Origin of the sequence: Nostoc sp., from assembly GCF_036917315.1 — a bacterium.
Classification (GTDB): Bacteria; Cyanobacteriota; Cyanobacteriia; order Cyanobacteriales; family Nostocaceae; genus Nostoc.
In genome coordinates, this window is record NZ_JBALDR010000071.1 from 149785 (window position 1) to 166621 (window position 16837).

Here is a 16837-nt window from a genome sequence, read left to right on the forward strand (position 1 = left end):
TGTTTCTTTGCGTTAAACCTCTGCGTTCCTTTGCGTTTCAGAAATGCCACTCACCGCAATGCAAACACCAGCTAGGAAAAATGCCAATCCACCCCCAATAGCACCAACAAAAGGTGTTATCTGTTGCGCCTGGGGAAATATAACGCCAAACAAACTCATAGCTAAAGCAAACCCACCAAAATACATCCCAATTCCTAATCCCGCCCACCGCTGGGGTACTAACCCTAAAGCAAAAGGAATTGCCCCATTGACAATTAAACTAAAGCTCGCAACGATTAACAAAATTATCGGAATTTGTGCGCCCAGAGATATCATTATCAATAACGAGGGAATGATTGCACAGATCCCACAAAGCATTGCTTGACTATTACCAATTTTAACGGCGAAGATTCCTGCTGGTATGCTGGCAATTGCGATCGCTATTCCAATCCAAACTATTTGCATATCAATATTATCAGTATTCAGTTGGGTCTTGAGTACTTTACCCAAGACATCCATGAGAAAACGGATACCCCACGCAACACCGAAACCAGTTCCTAAAATCAAAGCCAATTTCTCTAAGGGCAACTTTACTGTTTTTGCTTGGTGTCTATCCACTGGTACTTCTGGGGGATTGACTAAGCGAAACACGGCTGCCGCCCCCAGCATTACAAAAGAACCGATCGCAAAAGTATAAACTGGGCCTAAACTCAGAATAAACTTGTAGCTTATTGGTTTAAAAGCTCCAATCACACCGCCTGTTAAAGTGATAAAACTTGCTGTTAAAGGTAACTGGGCTGGTTTTGAATACATCCCCAATAGGCACATAACTGGAGAGCGAAATATTGTCATTGCCAATGCCCAGGCTACCAATACTATAGGTAAGAGCGATCGCATGACGGTAGTAGGCGGGATCAAACTTACAACACATGGTATGGCAAGAAACAAAGCCGATGCGAGAATCATGCCTACTGAGATGAAAGGAAACCGAGTTCCTAACCAGCGCCTAGCTTGGTCTGAAAGTCCGCCCATCACTGGTTCCAACACCGCACCCAAAGCATTTTCGACTAGCACCAAACCAACTGCCAATGAAGCAGGAAAACCAAACTGAGTCAAAAGTTGCGGTAAATAGATATTATAAATTAACCACGAGAGGGTAATTGCTCCCTGCACAGCTGCCAACACCCAAACTTGCACCCATAAAATATTGAGATGAGATTTCGAGGTAGTCAAGTCGCTTCGCTCCAATTAAAAATTAAAAATTATTAATTAAAAATTTCAAGACGCTTTCTACGAGACGCTGCGCCTAGCTTGCTTCTTTGCAGGAGTACGTGGCCTCGCTAACACTACGCTATCTATCATTGTTAGCTCTGTACCAAAATTAATTAATTAAAAATAGAATAATTTTTAATTTTTAACTTTTAATTCCAAAAAGGTCATCAGGAGATGGGAAGTGGAGACTTAAACCGCAAACTCGCTCTGCTGAAGGCAGAAAACAGAGGCTAGTATTCCTCCTGCCTCCTGCCTTCTGCCTCCTGCCTCTCTTGTTAATACTCTGGAACTGAAGGATCGATTTCTCGACTCCAAGCGGTAATTCCGCCTTTAACATTCGTCCCCACAATTCCGGCTTCCTTGAGAATAGCTAGGGCTTTTGCCGATCGCCCGCCCATCTTACAATGAGCAATTAAGCGGTGGCCGTTCAATATTTCCTTCACCTTAGCAACACCATTCCCATTTTCAATGTCGGGTAAGGGCACCAACACCGAACCAGGAATCTTGGCAATGTCGTACTCATGGGGGTTGCGGACATCCAACAGTACAAAATCCTTTGCACCGCTATCCAGCAACTCCTTTAAATCCTTGACGGTCATTTCTTGACTTTCCAACTGCTGTTTTGCCTCCTCTGCCTTAGCTTGTGGAATCCCGCAGAATTCTTCGTAGTCTATCAGCTTTTCAATCACTGGGCGAATCGGGTTAGGACGCAGTTTCAATTCCCGAAATTTCATATCCAAGGCGTTGTATAGCAGCAATCGCCCGCTGAGAGTGTTGCCTTGCCCCAGAATAATTTTAACAGTTTCGGTTGCTTGGATTAAACCAATAATTCCTGGCAAAATTCCCAATACGCCACCTTCTGCACAAGAAGGAACCATCCCTGGTGGTGGTGGTTCTGGGAAAAGGTCACGATAATTCGGGCCACCTTCGTAATTAAATACACTAGCTTGCCCTTCAAAGCGTAAAATTGAACCGTAGACGTTGGGCTTATTCAGCAATACACAGGCGTCGTTAACTAGATATCTGGTGGGGAAATTATCAGTACCATCCACTACGATATCGTAAGGTTGAATCAGCTCCAGGGCGTTTTCGGAAGTCAGACGAGTTTCGTATAAATCAACCTGACAATAGGGATTAATCTCGTGAATGCGGTTTTTTGCCGATTCAATTTTGGGTTTACCCACCCAGGATGTCCCGTGAATTACTTGGCGTTGCAGATTAGAAGTATCGACAACATCAAAATCGACAATCCCGATGCGTCCAACACCCGCCGCCGCCAAATATAAAAGTAGTGGTGCACCGAGTCCGCCTGTACCGATACACATTACACTAGCGGCTTTCAGGCGCTTCTGTCCCTCTAGCCCTACTTCCGGTAAAATCAGGTGTCGGGAGTAGCGTTCGTAATCGTCTTTGGTCAACTGGATTTCGTCCAGATTGGGATTGAGCATAGCAGTTATGATGTGGGAAAGCGGAATATTAATCCTATCGAAAAACTGGATCTTATATAGAGATAGGAGTGGGAAAGACGAATTTTCATCTGTGATAGCGACGAAAACCGCGATGAATGACTGTCTTTAAACTAAGCCAGTTATTTTATATTTTCAATTTCCTCTATTTGAAACTGATGAGTATCATCAAGGCTCCAACTTTTGAGTTCTCCAGCTTTGCCGTTTTGGACGGAAACTATTATATACGAGTATCCCTGCCAAGCGTATAGGCGATCGCATTCTGAGGGTATAGCAGGATGATCTGGATGGGAGTGAAAAATGCCGATAATGTTCAATGAGCGATCGCGTGCTTCCCTTTGTGTTTTTAACATAACTTCGGGTGCGATCGTATATTGCCGTCTTTTACTTTCTGTTGTGCGTTCACCTGGAAACTCAGCAACCGCTTCTGTATTCCAAGCATTTTCTGTTGGTATGACTTCTACCACAGTTTTGCCCTCATTAGCCAGATAGCCCAAGATTATACCACAGCACTCATCTGGATAGGTGCTTTCGGCATGGGTGCGGATGGTTTGCAAATGTTCTTGGCTAAGTTGGATCATGTCTGCGTTTGTAATTCTAGCGACTTCTAACAATTCTTGCTGAATGCGTATGCTAGCAAAAACCGCAGGTGTTAGCGTACCACTCCGTGGAAGCAAGCTGTGTGTAGCGTCTCGTAGAGAAGCTTACCCTTCGCGTAGCGTTCCGAAGGAAAGATAGCGCAGCCTTTAAAAAAGTACGTACTTTTTATCGCTTCTTAAAAGATTTGCCTACTAGGTTCTACTTTTTTATTACCTAGACACGAGAAGAAGATGAAGAATATACAAAGCTCAATACTTGTGTATACATTTTTCAACGAGTAATGTGAAGAGTATGCAAAGATGAGTATTTAAGTATAAACATCTAAGTATGATATTGACTGTGTAGTTCTTTTGAGGCTCTTGAGATGTTCTCTATTTTCAAGCTAGACACTCACAAATAACAAGCTACAGGGAAGGTATCAAAATCTTTTTTCCGATTAAAAGTCAATTGTTGATTATTTTTATCTTCTAGTAGGACTTAGGCGCTGGCAAAAAATAAATATTAAGGATGAATTTTCGGCATGGAAGCTGAATTTTTTGGTACTTAAAAGAGTAATTTTTACTCAAAAAGGATGATAAAAAGCCTGAAATGACCAGTTCTCGCAAATTCACACGCTAATTAATTTGTATAGTGCTTAAGACTTCAATAGTTTGAGATAAAAAAGTACACGTAAAAACCTTGAAATTGGGGAAACTTTCGATAAATTTACTGTTTTTCAAGGTTGGCGTATAAAATATGTAGATTTTGGTGAATTTTTGCGCCCTTAAACAGCATAATCTGCAAATTGACAACTGAAGTTACTGAAAAAAATGATTTAGAAAGGTAAAAGTTATGGCAAATATCATTGGAAGCAACGGCGATGATACCCTACAGGGTACTTATAATGACGCGGATACGATTAAGGGCCTTGCAGGCAACGATACCATATATCCTAACGGTGGCAAAGACACCTTAAGTGGTGGAGACGGCAACGATAAATTCGTCTACTACTACTACTACAACTACACCAACAACAACAACAACAACAATACTGCGATAATCACCGATTTTGGTGGTCTAGGTAAAGGGACAAACCCAACAGCAGCAGTCATTGCCGAAGTGGATACCCTAGAATTCCAGGGCACTGGTGCCATAGCCCAAAATTTGTTGTTGACCCAAAAAGGCAACAATCTGGAAATCAGCTTTGCAGGGGATGCTTATATAACGAGGTTTTTTGATGTCCCAGTTATCCTGCAAAACTTTGCTCTGGAAAACCTGGATAACCTTAGCAAATCTACAGGTGCCACTGTAGACTTGGGCAATATCTTATTTGATGGAGAAACTAGCACTATAGATAGCTTTGATGTTTTCAATGCTAACTCCACTCAAAGCACTATCTTCAATAAGAATACAGTCACTTTTCTTAACGACCTCAACAATAATGTTAGCGGTTTTGACAACTCAGATGATGTCATTAATGGTCAGGGCGGGGATGACCTCATTGATGGCTTAAGTGGCAACGACATACTCAGAGGTGGTACGGGCAATGACTCCCTCATTGGTGGTGTGGGGAATGATATTCTCATTGGCGGTACGGGTAATGACTCCCTCACAGGTAATGATACTCTCGTTGGTGGTGCGGGCAATGATATCTTGAATGTCGAATTTTCAACAGGCGATAACACCCTCAACGGTGGGGTTGGTGACGATGTTTTGAATGCTGGGGCAACATCTGGCAATAACTTACTCTCTGGGGGCGATGGCAATGATTATCTCTCTAGCTCTAACGTTTATAGTAGCGTCAGCGGATACATCTATTACCCCTCCTCAAGCAATAATACCCTCGATGGTGGCGCTGGTGATGACACCTTGAATGCTGAGTCTCCATCAGGCAATAACTTACTCTCTGGGGGAGATGGCAATGATTATCTCTCCACTTCTGGCATTTTTACTTATAGAGGGGAGCCTAATTTTAGCTCATCAGGCAATAACACCCTCAACGGTGGTGCTGGTGACGATACCTTGAATGCTGGCAATTCAACAGGCAATAACTTGCTCTCTGGAGGCGATGGCAATGATTCTCTCTCCATTTCTGGCGATCTTATCTCCTATAGCGGTCAAGATTCCTATAACCCTTCTTCAGGCAATAATACCCTCAACGGTGGCGCTGGTGACGATACATTGCGTGTTGAGTATTACACAGGGAATAATTTCTTCTCTGGGGGCAATGGCAATGATTTCTTCTATCTAGACTTGACAATTCTAGATTCTCTCTCCTCTGGTTTAGTGACTCAAACAATAGACGGGGGTAAGGGTGACGATTTGTTGTCAGTCGATTACAGCTATGCTTCTGGGGGAATCACAACGACATTCAATGCCACTACAAATGAAGGAGAAATTACGGCGGGGACATATCGAGTTAATTACAAGAATATCGAACCATTAAATATCTTAGGTACAGCCTACGACGACAACATTGTTGGCAATGATGGGAACGATACGCTCTCCATTGGCTTTGGTGGCAAAGATACGATCGATGGGGGAGCAGGTGACGATGTGTTGTTCGTCGATTACAGCAATGCTACAGAGGGAATCACAACGACGTTCAATGCGGGCACAAATAAAGGAGAAATTACGGCGGGGACATATCGGGTTGACTACAAGAATATCGAACAATTAAATATTTTAGGTACAGCCTACGGCGACAACATTATTGGCAATGATGGAAATGATACGCTTTCCACTGGTTCTGGTGGCAAAGATACGATTGATGGAGGCCAGGGTGACGATGTGTTGTCTGTCGATTACAGCAATTACAACAGTGTTTCTGGGGGGATTACAACGACATTCAATGCCTCTACCAACATTGGAGCAATTACGGCAGGCACGAATCGGGTTAGCTACAAAAATATTGAGCGATTAAATATCTCAGGTACATATCAAAATGACAACATTGTTGGTAACAGTGGTAATGATACGCTCTTTGGGGGCTATGGTGGAAATGATACGCTCTTTGGGGGTGCAGGTAATGATATCCTGACAGGTGGGAGTGGTGACGACACCCTAACTGGTGGCGCGGGCAATGATAAATTTGTTTACAACTTATTAGACAGCAGCTTTGACACTGGCACTGATATTATCACTGATTTCGGTGGCGTAGGTAAAGGCTCAAATCCGTCTGCGGCAGTGATTGCCTCCTCAGATACCTTGCAATTTACGGGTGGTGTATTCGCTACAGGTAGTGTCTTCACTGCTCAAAATCTGCAATTAACTCAAAATGGTAACAACTTAGAAATCACTTTTGAAAATGTCCCTAATAGCAAAGTCATTCTCCAAAACTTCAAATTAGAAAACCTCGATAATCTGCCAGCAACTTCTTCACAACCAGCTATTGGCAATATCCTGTTTGATGGACAAACCAGCATCACTGACAGTTTTGATGTGTTTGATGCCAATTCCACTCAAACTAGCCTTTTCAACAGGAACACAGTTACCTTCCTCAATGACCTCGACAACAATATAACGGGTTTTGACAACTCCAATGATGTTATCAATGGTCAAGGGGGTAACGACATCATCAACGGCAAAAGTGGTAATGACCTGCTCAGAGGTGGTGTAGGAAATGATATTCTCATTGGCGGTGTGGGAAATGATACTCTCATTACCACTACAGGCAATGACACTCTTGACGGTGGTACTGGTGATGATACCTTGAATGCTAGCGGTTCAACAGGCGATAACCTGCTCTCTGGAAGTGATGGTAATGATTCTCTTGACATCTCTGGCAATTACAGCTACTCCTTCCCTGGCTACTCCTACGACTCTCGCTCCTTGGGGAATAACACCGTAGAAGGAGGTGCAGGTGACGATACCTTGAGTGCTGGTGGTTCAAAAGGCGATAACCTGCTCTCTGGTGGCAACGGCAATGATACTCTTTACCTTATTGGTTTTTACAGCTATAGCTACGGTGAATCCAAGAACTCGCGATCGGAGGGCAATAACACCCTAGAAGGAGGTTCAGGTGACGATCGCTTGAGAGCTGGTGGTTTAACAGGTGATAACCTGCTCTCTGGAGGCGATGGCAATGATGAGCTCGATCTTTCTGGTAACTACTACAGCTACAACTCCAGTGATTTCAACGACTCTCGCTCGTCTGGTAATAACACTCTCAACGGAGGTGCAGGAAATGATCGCTTGGATGCTAGCAGTTCAACAGGTGATAACCTGCTCTTTGGGGACGATGGTAATGATACTCTTACAGCCTATGACGCCTCTGGTAAAAATATCCTCACAGGTGGCAATGGCAATGACTTTCTTATAGGTGGCAATGGTAATGATAGTCTAATTGGAGGAGCTGGTACTGATACCTTTGCTTTCAATAGTTACAACCAAGGTGTTGATACTATTTATGACTTCAATGCTACTAATGAACTGATTCAGGTATCGACTTATGGTTTTGGTGGCGGGTTGTCAACGCCTTCACTTCAAACAAGTCAGTTTACCATCGGAACATCTGCAACAACAAGCAATCAACGATTTATCTATGACGATATTACAGGTGCGCTATATTTTGACCTTGATGGCAGTGCAAGTACATTTACTCAGGTAAAATTTGCACAACTATCTGGTGGTGTAACACTAACTGAAAAGAACTTTGTATTAGTTTAATCGTAATTAACATTCTCTGCTCGTTAAACGACACAGGTTGCAAGGTGCTTTTGTAAGCACCTTGCATTCGATTGCTCAATCCAAATTACTTTTAGCAGAGAGTAAATGTTGGGTTTTTTCTCAACTTTTGATATGAGTGCAGATGGTTTGCAAGTGTTATTGGCTAAATTTAATTATGTCTGCGTTCGTAATTTTAATTGCCTATAATGATTCTTGCATTGATAACAGATATAAGATATAGCTGTCGCTAGTACAGTTAGGACGTAGACTAGAAAACGTATTGTGTTCCTCAATCAGGACTGACTACCAATGCCAAACCCGTACAGTTACGATTTTCGGCAAAAGGTGATTGAAGCAATTAAATTGAATTTTATTGCAATGCCTACTGTGAATGAATTTTATCGATTTTTCAGATGTCACGGTTGACGTAGAAAGTATACAGAAAACGTCAAATTTAGGTGAATTTTTGCGCTTGAAAACCGCACAAACAGCAAATTGAGAACTGAAGTTACTGAAAAAATAAATTTAGGTAGGTAAAAGTATGGCAAATATCTACGGCACTAAGGGCAACGATACTCTACAGGGAAGTTCCAACGATACCTTGACTGGTGGAGGTGGCAACGATTTTTACTATGATGTTTATACCATCACCGATTTTGGTGGCATAGGTAAAGGCGTAAATCCCTCGGCAGAAGTAATTGCTGAAGTGGACACCCTAATATTTTCAAACTCTTTCTCTGCTAAAAATCTACAGCTTACCCAGAATGGCACCAATCTGGAAATCACCTTTATAGCGGAATATAGTCCCAAAGTCATCCTGCAAAACTTTGCTCTGGAAAACCTGGATAACCTTAGTAAATCTACTGGAGCAACTGTAGACTTGGGCAATATACTGTTTAATAATGATGGGGAAAGTAGGATTACAGACAGCTTAGATGTTTTCAATGCCAACTCCACCCAAAGCACTATCTTCAACAAGAACACAGTCACCTTCCTTAACGACCTCTCCAATAATGTTAACGGCTTTGACAACTCAGATGATGTCATAAATGGTCAGCGGGGTGATGACCGCATCGACGGCAAAAGTGGCGACGACCTTTTAAGGGGTGGTACAGGGAATAATACTCTCATTGGTGGTGTGGGCAATGATATCTTGAATGTTGACTCTTCAACAGGCGATAACATCCTCAATGGTGACACTGGTGATGATATCTTGAATGTTGATTTTTCAACAGGCGATAACATCCTCAACGGTGGCGCTGGTGACGATACAGTAAGTGCTGGGGCTTCAAAAGGCAATAACTTCCTCACTGGGAGCGATGGCAATGATTATCTTGACACCTCCTTCGTTTCTACTAACTTCGGATACAGCTTTATTGGCTCTTCAGGCAATAACACCCTCAACGGTGGTGCTGGTAACGATACTTTGCGTGCTGACTCTCCAGAAGGCAATAACTTACTTTTTGGGGATGATGGCAATGATTATCTCTCCACCTCTGGCTTTAATCCTTATAGACCGTACTTTAGTTTTAACTCTTCAGGCAATCACACCCTCAACGGTGGTGCTGGTGACGATACTTTGCGTGCTGAATTCTCAACAGGCAATAACTTGCTCTCTGGGGACGATGGCAATGATTCTCTTGATATCTCTGGCGATTTCGTTCTGTTCGGCACTAATGCAGGGAATTTTTACCCCTCCTCAGGTAATAACACCCTCAACGGTGGTGCTGGTGACGATACATTCCGTGCTCGGTATTCAACAGGTAATAACTTATTTTCTGGGGGCAATGGCAATGATTCCTTCTATCTAACCAGCTTGTCCTTAGATACTGCCACCTCCTCTTTAGTGACTCAAACTGTAGATGGGGATGAGGGTGAGGATTTGTTATACGTAGATTACAGCTTGGCTACTTTAACTAAATCTGAGAATATAATCTTGACAAGAGGTGACGATTTGTTATCCGTCGATTACACCTTGTCTACAGCAGGGATAATTTCGACTTTCAATTCTACTACCAACATTGGAGAAATTACAGCGGGCACATATCGAGTTAGCTACAAAGATATCGAAGGATTAAATCTCTCAGGTACTATCTACAATGACAACATTGTGGGGAGCAATGGGAAAGATACGCTCTCTGGGGGCTATGGTGGCAAAGATACAATTGATGGGGGAGCGGGTGACGATGATGTGTTGTCCGTTGATTACAGCTACGGCAATGCTACAGAGGGGATCGCAACAGCATTCAATGCTGCTACTAACACTGGCTCAATTACAACGGGCACATATCGGGTTGACTACAAGAATATCGAACAATTAAATATTTTAGGTACAACCTACAACGACAACATTGTTGGCAATAGTGGAAACGATACCCTTTCTACGGGCTATAGTGGCAAAGATACGATCGATGGGGGAGCGGGTGACGATGTGTTGTCCGTTGATTACAGGTACGGCAATGCTATAGATGGTATCACAACAACATTCGATGCCGCTACTAACACTGGCTCAATTACGGTGGGCACAAATCAGGTTAACTACAAGAACATCGAACGATTAAATATCTCAGGCACAACTTACGACGAGAACATTCTGGGGAAGAGTGGAAACGATACGCTCTCCGGGAGCTATGGCAAAGATACGATTATTGGCGATGCAGGTAATGATATTTTGGCAGGTGGGGGTGGGGAAGACACCCTAACTGGTGGCACGGGCAATGACAAATTTGTTTATGACTTGAGCGACAGCTACGATGACGGCACTAATACTGATATTATTACCGATTTCGGTGGCGTAGGTAAAGGTTCAAATCCCTCAGCAACCGTGGTTGACTCCTTAGACACCTTGCAATTTACAGGTAATATATTCACTGCTCCAAATCTGCAATTAGCTCAAAATGGTAACAACTTAGAAATTTCCTTTGAAGGTTTTGGTAATGACAGCAAAGTTATTTTGCAAAACTTCAAGTTAGAAAACCTGGATAATTTACCAGCAACTTCTTCACGAGCAGCTATTGGCAATATCCTGTTTAATGGACAAACCAGCATTAGCGACAGTTTTGATGTGTTTGATGCTGATTCCACTCAAACTACTGTGTTCAACAGGAACACTGTTACTTTCCTGAATGACCTGGATAACAACATTACGGGTTTTGACAACTCCAATGATGTCATCAATGGTCAGGGGGGTGACGACATCATCGACGGCTTGAGTGGTAATGACTTGCTCAGAGGTGGTGCGGGAAATAACACCTTAGAAGGAGGTATTGGTGACGATACCTTAAGTGCTATCAGTTCAACAGGCGATAACCTGCTCTTTGGGGACGATGGTAATGATTCTCTTGATATCTCTGGCAGGATATTCAGCGACCGATCTAACAAATTCGGCAATTTTGACTCTCGCTCATTAGGCAATAATACTCTCAATGGAGGTGCAGGTAACGATACCTTGAATGCTAGCGGTTCAAAAGGTGATAACCTACTCTCTGGGGGCGATGGTAATGATTCCCTTGATATTTCTGGCAGCTACAGTTTCTCCTTCCCTGGCTACTCCTACGACTCTCGCTCCTTGGGGAATAACACCCTAGAAGGAGGTACGGGTGACGATCGCTTGAGTGCGGGTGGTTCAAAAGGCGATAATCTGCTTTTTGGGGGCGATGGCAATGATTCCCTTGATATTTCTGGCTCTTACAGCTACTACTACAGCGAATCCAAGAACTCCCGCTCGGAGGGCAATAACACCCTAGAGGGAGGTGGGGGTGACGATCGCTTGAGCGCTAGTGGTTCAAAAGGCGATAACCTGCTCTCTGGGGGCGATGGCAATGATGAGCTTGATATCTCTGGTGACTACTACAGCTCCAACTCTAACGACTACTCCGACTCTCGCCCGTCTGGTAATAATACTCTAGAAGGAGGCGCTGGTGACGACAACTTGAGCTTTAGCAATTCAACAGGTGATAACCTTCTGTCTGGGGGCGATGGCAATGATTCCTTCAATCTAATCATTAATTCCATAAATACTGACCTGTCTGATTTAGTGACTCAAACGTTAGATGGGGGTAATGGTGACGATTCGTTGTTCACCCTTTACAACTATGCTGCTGGGGGAATTACTTCGACGTTCGATGCGACTACTAATACTGGCTCAATTACGGTGGGCTTGTATCGAGTTAACTACAACAATATCGAACAGTTACATATCTCAGGTACGAGCTATGATGACAATATTGTTGGCAGCAATGGCAATGATATCCTTTTTGGTGCAGACGGTAATGACAGCCTAATTGGAGGGGATGGGACTGATACCTTTGGTTTCTATAATTACAGTGGGGGTGTTGACACTATTTATGACTTCAACGCCACTAATGAATTAATTCAGGTATATGCTGGTAATTTTGGTGGCGGGTTATCAAAAGGTACATTTGAGACAAGTCAGTTTACCATTGGAACATCTGCAACAACAACCAATCAACGATTGATCTACGATTTTGATACAGGTGCATTGTTCTTTGACCAGGACGGCAGTTCATCTGCGTTTACTCAGGTAAAATTTGCACAACTATCTGCTGGACTGTCACTAACTGAAAAGAATTTTGTGCTTGTTTAATCGTAATTAGATTCTCTAATCGTTAAGCGACACGGATTGCGAGGTGCTTACAAAAGCACCTCGCAAACGATAGCGCTCAATGCAATTACTCTTAACAAAGAGTAGATGTTGGGTTTTATTTCTCAACTTTCGATATGAGTCTGGATGCAATACTTCTCGGTTAAGGGGAAAAGGGGAAAGGGAAAAGGGAAAGAAAAAACCTTTAACCCTTACCCTTTACCCTTTACCCCAAACCCGATTCCGAGTTAAAAATGCTTAACCGAGAAGTATTGAGTCTGGATGGTTTGCAGGTATTATTGGCTAAATTTGATTATGTCTGCGTTCGTAATTTTAATAGCCTATAGTGAATACCGTCATGCGTGGGCTAGCAAAAACCGCAGGCATCGCAACTCATTGCCTTAAAGTAGTAACAACAACTTTTTGTAGAATTGCGATCGCGAGACGATGAATGCTCTAATCAATTTACTGCTTTTTTTGCTGCCGATTCTGAGTAGCTTTTGGATTGCCCAAACTTTCAACCCTTTATCTTCTTATCAACCTCTCCAAGCTGTAGACGGTGCAGCTTTATATAGAAAACAATTAACGAATGCTAACGAAGCGTATTTACAAGTTATTAATCTCCGCAAAATGCACATAGACCAAATTATCGGAGAGGTAGATAATATGGGTCTAAATGAAGGAAAATATTATCAAGGAGAAGGTAAATATTACAGCCCTTTTTTTCAAAATAAGTTGTTTTCTGATGTTGCAGACGAATATCAAAAACTTTACGCAAACAACGTTTTTTCGCTGATTAATTGTTCTTTTTTTGAACAATACCAATCTAGTACTCAATTATCCTTTCCGATTAAACTTAATGGTGTAGTCATCACTGGTGGCACTAGCCCTTATGGCCCAATTAAGAAACCAAAAGATAAATATTATAATAATATTCGCCTCAAGACTTTAGTCTGGGATGATAAGCAGGCATATATTACCGATTACAACCAAGCTAGCGGTGCGCCTCTGAACCAAAGAGCAGTGAAGAATGCGATCGTTACTTACCGATATAGCGATCATCCGGCGAAAGTATTAGCCCAAAACCAAGCGAATAAATATCAAGTCATCGGTACTCTGAATAAGGATGGTGTTAAAGGTGACGAGCTTTTGTTGATTATGACGGTGAACCAAGCAACTCTGGATGAGGCAGCCGATTTATTACGTAAATTAGGGGTCAAAGGCCATATCATTACCGTTGACGGCGGCAGATCGACTTATTTGTTCAATTCTCAGAAGGGAAACATTATTGTTCCCCAACTGTCTAATCTGCAAGAAAATCCTACTTTCCGAGATTTACCTCATTATCTAGGATTCCGTAAGAAAAGCAAAAATCAGATTGCGCCAAAAATCTCGATCGCTCAACCAGTTGGTAAAGTACTTCCAAAGAAAGATCAACCTTATTTAATATTGTGGCGGGATAATTTTGATGGCGATGTCTCGATTAAGTTGTACGATGGGAACAAACTTATCCACAACATTTCTTCCCGTACTGCTAGCGATGGAGTTTATGAGTGGAAACCACGTATTTCCGTAAAAGAAGGCTATTTTATTCGTATTTCTAGCTGGAAAGACCGGAATATTTTCGCGCAGTTGCAATTATAGCAGAATGGGAAAATGAAGTGGATAACTAGCTAAACGCAAACCTCTCAACAAGGTTGACGGTGTGGCATTAATCGGAATTGTTATCGTTTCTCACAGTAAACAACTAGCTTTGGGTGTGCGGGAACTCGCCGCGCAGATGGTTCAAGGCCAAGTTGCCATTGCTGTTGCAGCAGGTATTGAAGATCCGGAAAATCCATTGGGTACCGATCCGATTCAGGTTTATGAGGCGATCGCTTCTGTTTTTTCTGATGATGGTGTCTTGGTGTTAATGGATTTGGGTAGTGCTTTGCTGAGTGCAGAAATGGCAATCGAGTTTCTGCCAGAAGCACAGCAGGAGAAAGTCTATTTGTGTGAAGCACCTCTAGTAGAAGGTGCGATCGCTGCTGTAGTAGCGGCGGCGGCTGGTAGAGATATTCACCAAGTGATGGCGGAAGCACGCGGCGCACTCCTTGCCAAGGCAACTCAATTGGGTGTAGTTAGTAGGCCGTTGTCACTTGTCACCCCAATAACAACTAATATAGAATCGCCAACGCGAGAAATCCGGCTGATTGTGAGCAATCGCTTCGGATTACACGCCCGCCCCGCCGCCCAGTTTGTGGCAACGGCAGCCCGGTTTCAATCTCAAATTCTGATACGGAATTTAACGAGAAATACTGAGCTAGTCAGGGGTGACAGTATTAACCAAGTCACAACTTTAGGGGTGCGTCAAGGACACGAACTGCTGATTACTGCCACTGGTTCTGATGCAGATGAGGCGCTGGCTGCATTACAGGCATTATTCACCAATAACTTTGGTGAAGATAACGTTGCCTTGAATTCTCCACCAGCATTTCACCATGAAGTTACACCAACAACTTACGGCGAACTTTCGGGGATTGCAGCTTCTCCAGGAGTAGCGATCGCACCTGTTATTCGTTATCAACCCACTCACATCACAATTACGGAATACCACGTAGACGATCCTGATGCAGAGTGGCAACGATTACAAGCAGGGATTAATACTGCCCGACAAGAAATTCAAGCCGTTTTCTCACAAGCATCTCTGCAAATTGGTGATGCTGAAGCCGCCATTTTTGATGCCCAATTACTATTTTTAGAAGATCCAGTACTGTTGGAAGCGGCTCATCAGCGCATTTTAGACAACCATATAAATGCTGAAGCCGCTTGGCAAGCTGTAGTCGATGAAGTAGCGACTTCCTACCGCGCACTTGAGGATTCTTATCTGCAAGAGCGAGTTGACGATGTTGTAGATGTCGGGCGAAGAGTGCTGCGATTACTCGCTGGGAATGCTGCGGCTAACTTGCATCTGGAGTCACCAGCAATTTTGGTGGCGACTGATTTAACCCCCTCAGATACGGCTGGACTAGATCCGACAAAGGTGTTGGGTATTTGTACAACTTCTGGTAGTGCAACTTCCCACAGTGCCATTATCGCCCGGACGTTGGGTATTCCGGCAGTTTTGGGAGTGGATGCCCAGGTGTTGCACTTGGCAGATGGTACACTGATGGCACTTGATGGTGAAAGTGGCAGAGCTTGGGTAGAACCAGAATCAGACATCTTGGATTTACTGGCAGCAAAGCAAGAAGCTTGGCAAACAGCCCAACAAGAAGCACGAGCTACGGCACATCAACCAGCGATTACTCGTGATGGTCGGCAAGTTAGCGTCTTCGCCAATATTGGTAGTATAAATGATGTGCAAGTTGCTGTGGCTAGCGGTGCAGAAGGTGTGGGACTACTCCGCACTGAGTTTCTGTATTTAGACCGAACCAGCGCCCCGACTGAAGAAGAACAATTATTAGTTTATCAGGCGATCGCTCAAGTTTTAGATAATCGTCCGCTAATTATTCGTACCCTCGATGTCGGTGGTGATAAGCCGCTTCCCTATATCAAAGTGGGGTTTCCAGAAGCTAACCCTTTTTTAGGTTGGCGGGGAATTCGTTTCTGTTTAGCTCGTCCAGAACTCTTCAAAACTCAGTTACGGGCAATTTTGAGAGCTAGTGTCGGACACCAAATTAAAATCATGTTGCCGATGATTGCGACTGTAACTGAAGTACGTGCAGCGAAGGTAATTTTGGGCGAAGCACAGGCTGAACTAAATCAAGCTGGTATCGCATTTGATGCAGCGATGAAAGTAGGAATTATGGTGGAGGTTCCGTCAGCAGTAGCGATCGCCGATCGGTTAGCTGCTGAAGTAGACTTCTTTAGTATAGGGACTAACGATCTGAGTCAGTACGTCATGGCTAGCGATCGCACTAATCCCCGCGTGGCAAATTTGGTTGATGCATTACATCCAGCCGTGTTACGAATGGTGCAGCAAACTGTCCAAGCTGCCCATACGGCGGGGATTTCGGTAGGATTATGTGGAGAATTGGCAGCAGATACTTTAGCAACACCAATTTTATTAGGTTTAGGGCTGGATGAGTTGAGCGTAAATCCTCAAAGTATACCTGGAGTGAAGCAGGCGATCGCTCGGTTAAGTATAGTTGAAAGTGAAGCGATCGCGGCATCAGCATTACAACAAGATTCCGCAGAGCGTGTTAGAGAACTAATCTCAACTTCAATTACTCCCCCTGCATAATTAACTCGTAATTGATAATGACGCTGTGAGAACGTCATTACGAATTAC

General features: G+C 43.4%; 7 protein-coding genes. 4 read left to right on the top strand and 3 right to left on the bottom strand.

Annotated elements, in window-relative coordinates:
* Window positions 1–12: 12 nt before the first annotated feature.
* From V7K84_RS33405 to V7K84_RS33415, 3 genes are all read right to left on the bottom strand, one after another.
* A complete protein-coding gene (locus tag V7K84_RS33405) occupies window positions 13–1212 on the bottom strand; it encodes an MFS transporter (protein WP_334844672.1) in 1200 nt (399 codons plus the stop codon).
* 314 nt (window positions 1213–1526) lie between these two features.
* On the bottom strand, window positions 1527–2699 hold the full coding sequence (gene moeB, locus V7K84_RS33410) for a molybdopterin-synthase adenylyltransferase MoeB (protein ID WP_334844674.1): 1173 nt from the start codon (window positions 2697–2699) through the stop codon (window positions 1527–1529).
* A gap of 140 nt (window positions 2700–2839) precedes the next feature.
* A complete protein-coding gene (locus V7K84_RS33415; protein WP_334844883.1) occupies window positions 2840–3298 on the bottom strand; it encodes a M67 family metallopeptidase in 459 nt (152 codons plus the stop codon).
* Between the two features lie 850 nt (window positions 3299–4148).
* On the opposite strand from V7K84_RS33415, the gene V7K84_RS33420 reads away from it, so the two are divergent.
* The 4 genes from V7K84_RS33420 to ptsP all read left to right on the top strand — a co-directional run bounded on the left by V7K84_RS33420 (window position 4149) and on the right by ptsP (window position 16789).
* A complete protein-coding gene (locus tag V7K84_RS33420) occupies window positions 4149–7964 on the top strand; it encodes a beta strand repeat-containing protein (protein ID WP_334844677.1) in 3816 nt (1271 codons plus the stop codon).
* Window positions 7965–8505: 541 nt separating this feature from the next.
* Window positions 8506–12570 (top strand): beta strand repeat-containing protein, encoded by a 4065-nt coding sequence (locus V7K84_RS33425; RefSeq protein ID WP_334844679.1) that lies wholly within the window; start codon window positions 8506–8508, stop codon window positions 12568–12570.
* A gap of 444 nt (window positions 12571–13014) precedes the next feature.
* Entirely contained in the window at window positions 13015–14211 is a 1197-nt protein-coding gene (locus tag V7K84_RS33430; RefSeq protein WP_334844681.1) for a hypothetical protein, read from the top strand.
* 61 nt (window positions 14212–14272) lie between these two features.
* Window positions 14273–16789, top strand: a complete 2517-nt coding sequence (gene ptsP, locus V7K84_RS33435) for a phosphoenolpyruvate--protein phosphotransferase (RefSeq protein WP_334844684.1) — start codon at window positions 14273–14275, stop codon at window positions 16787–16789.
* Window positions 16790–16837 lie beyond the last annotated feature (48 nt).

What these genes read in the sequence shown, in the direction of transcription:
- moeB (WP_334844674.1), bottom strand. Translation starts at nt 2,699, where the DNA reads ATGCTCAATCCCAATCTGGACGAAATCCAGTTGACCAAAGACGATTAC.
- V7K84_RS33415 (WP_334844883.1), bottom strand. Translation starts at nt 3,298, where the DNA reads ATGATCCAACTTAGCCAAGAACATTTGCAAACCATCCGCACCCATGCC.
- V7K84_RS33420 (WP_334844677.1), top strand. Translation starts at nt 4,149, where the DNA reads ATGGCAAATATCATTGGAAGCAACGGCGATGATACCCTACAGGGTACT.
- V7K84_RS33425 (WP_334844679.1), top strand. Translation starts at nt 8,506, where the DNA reads ATGGCAAATATCTACGGCACTAAGGGCAACGATACTCTACAGGGAAGT.
- V7K84_RS33430 (WP_334844681.1), top strand. Translation starts at nt 13,015, where the DNA reads ATGAATGCTCTAATCAATTTACTGCTTTTTTTGCTGCCGATTCTGAGT.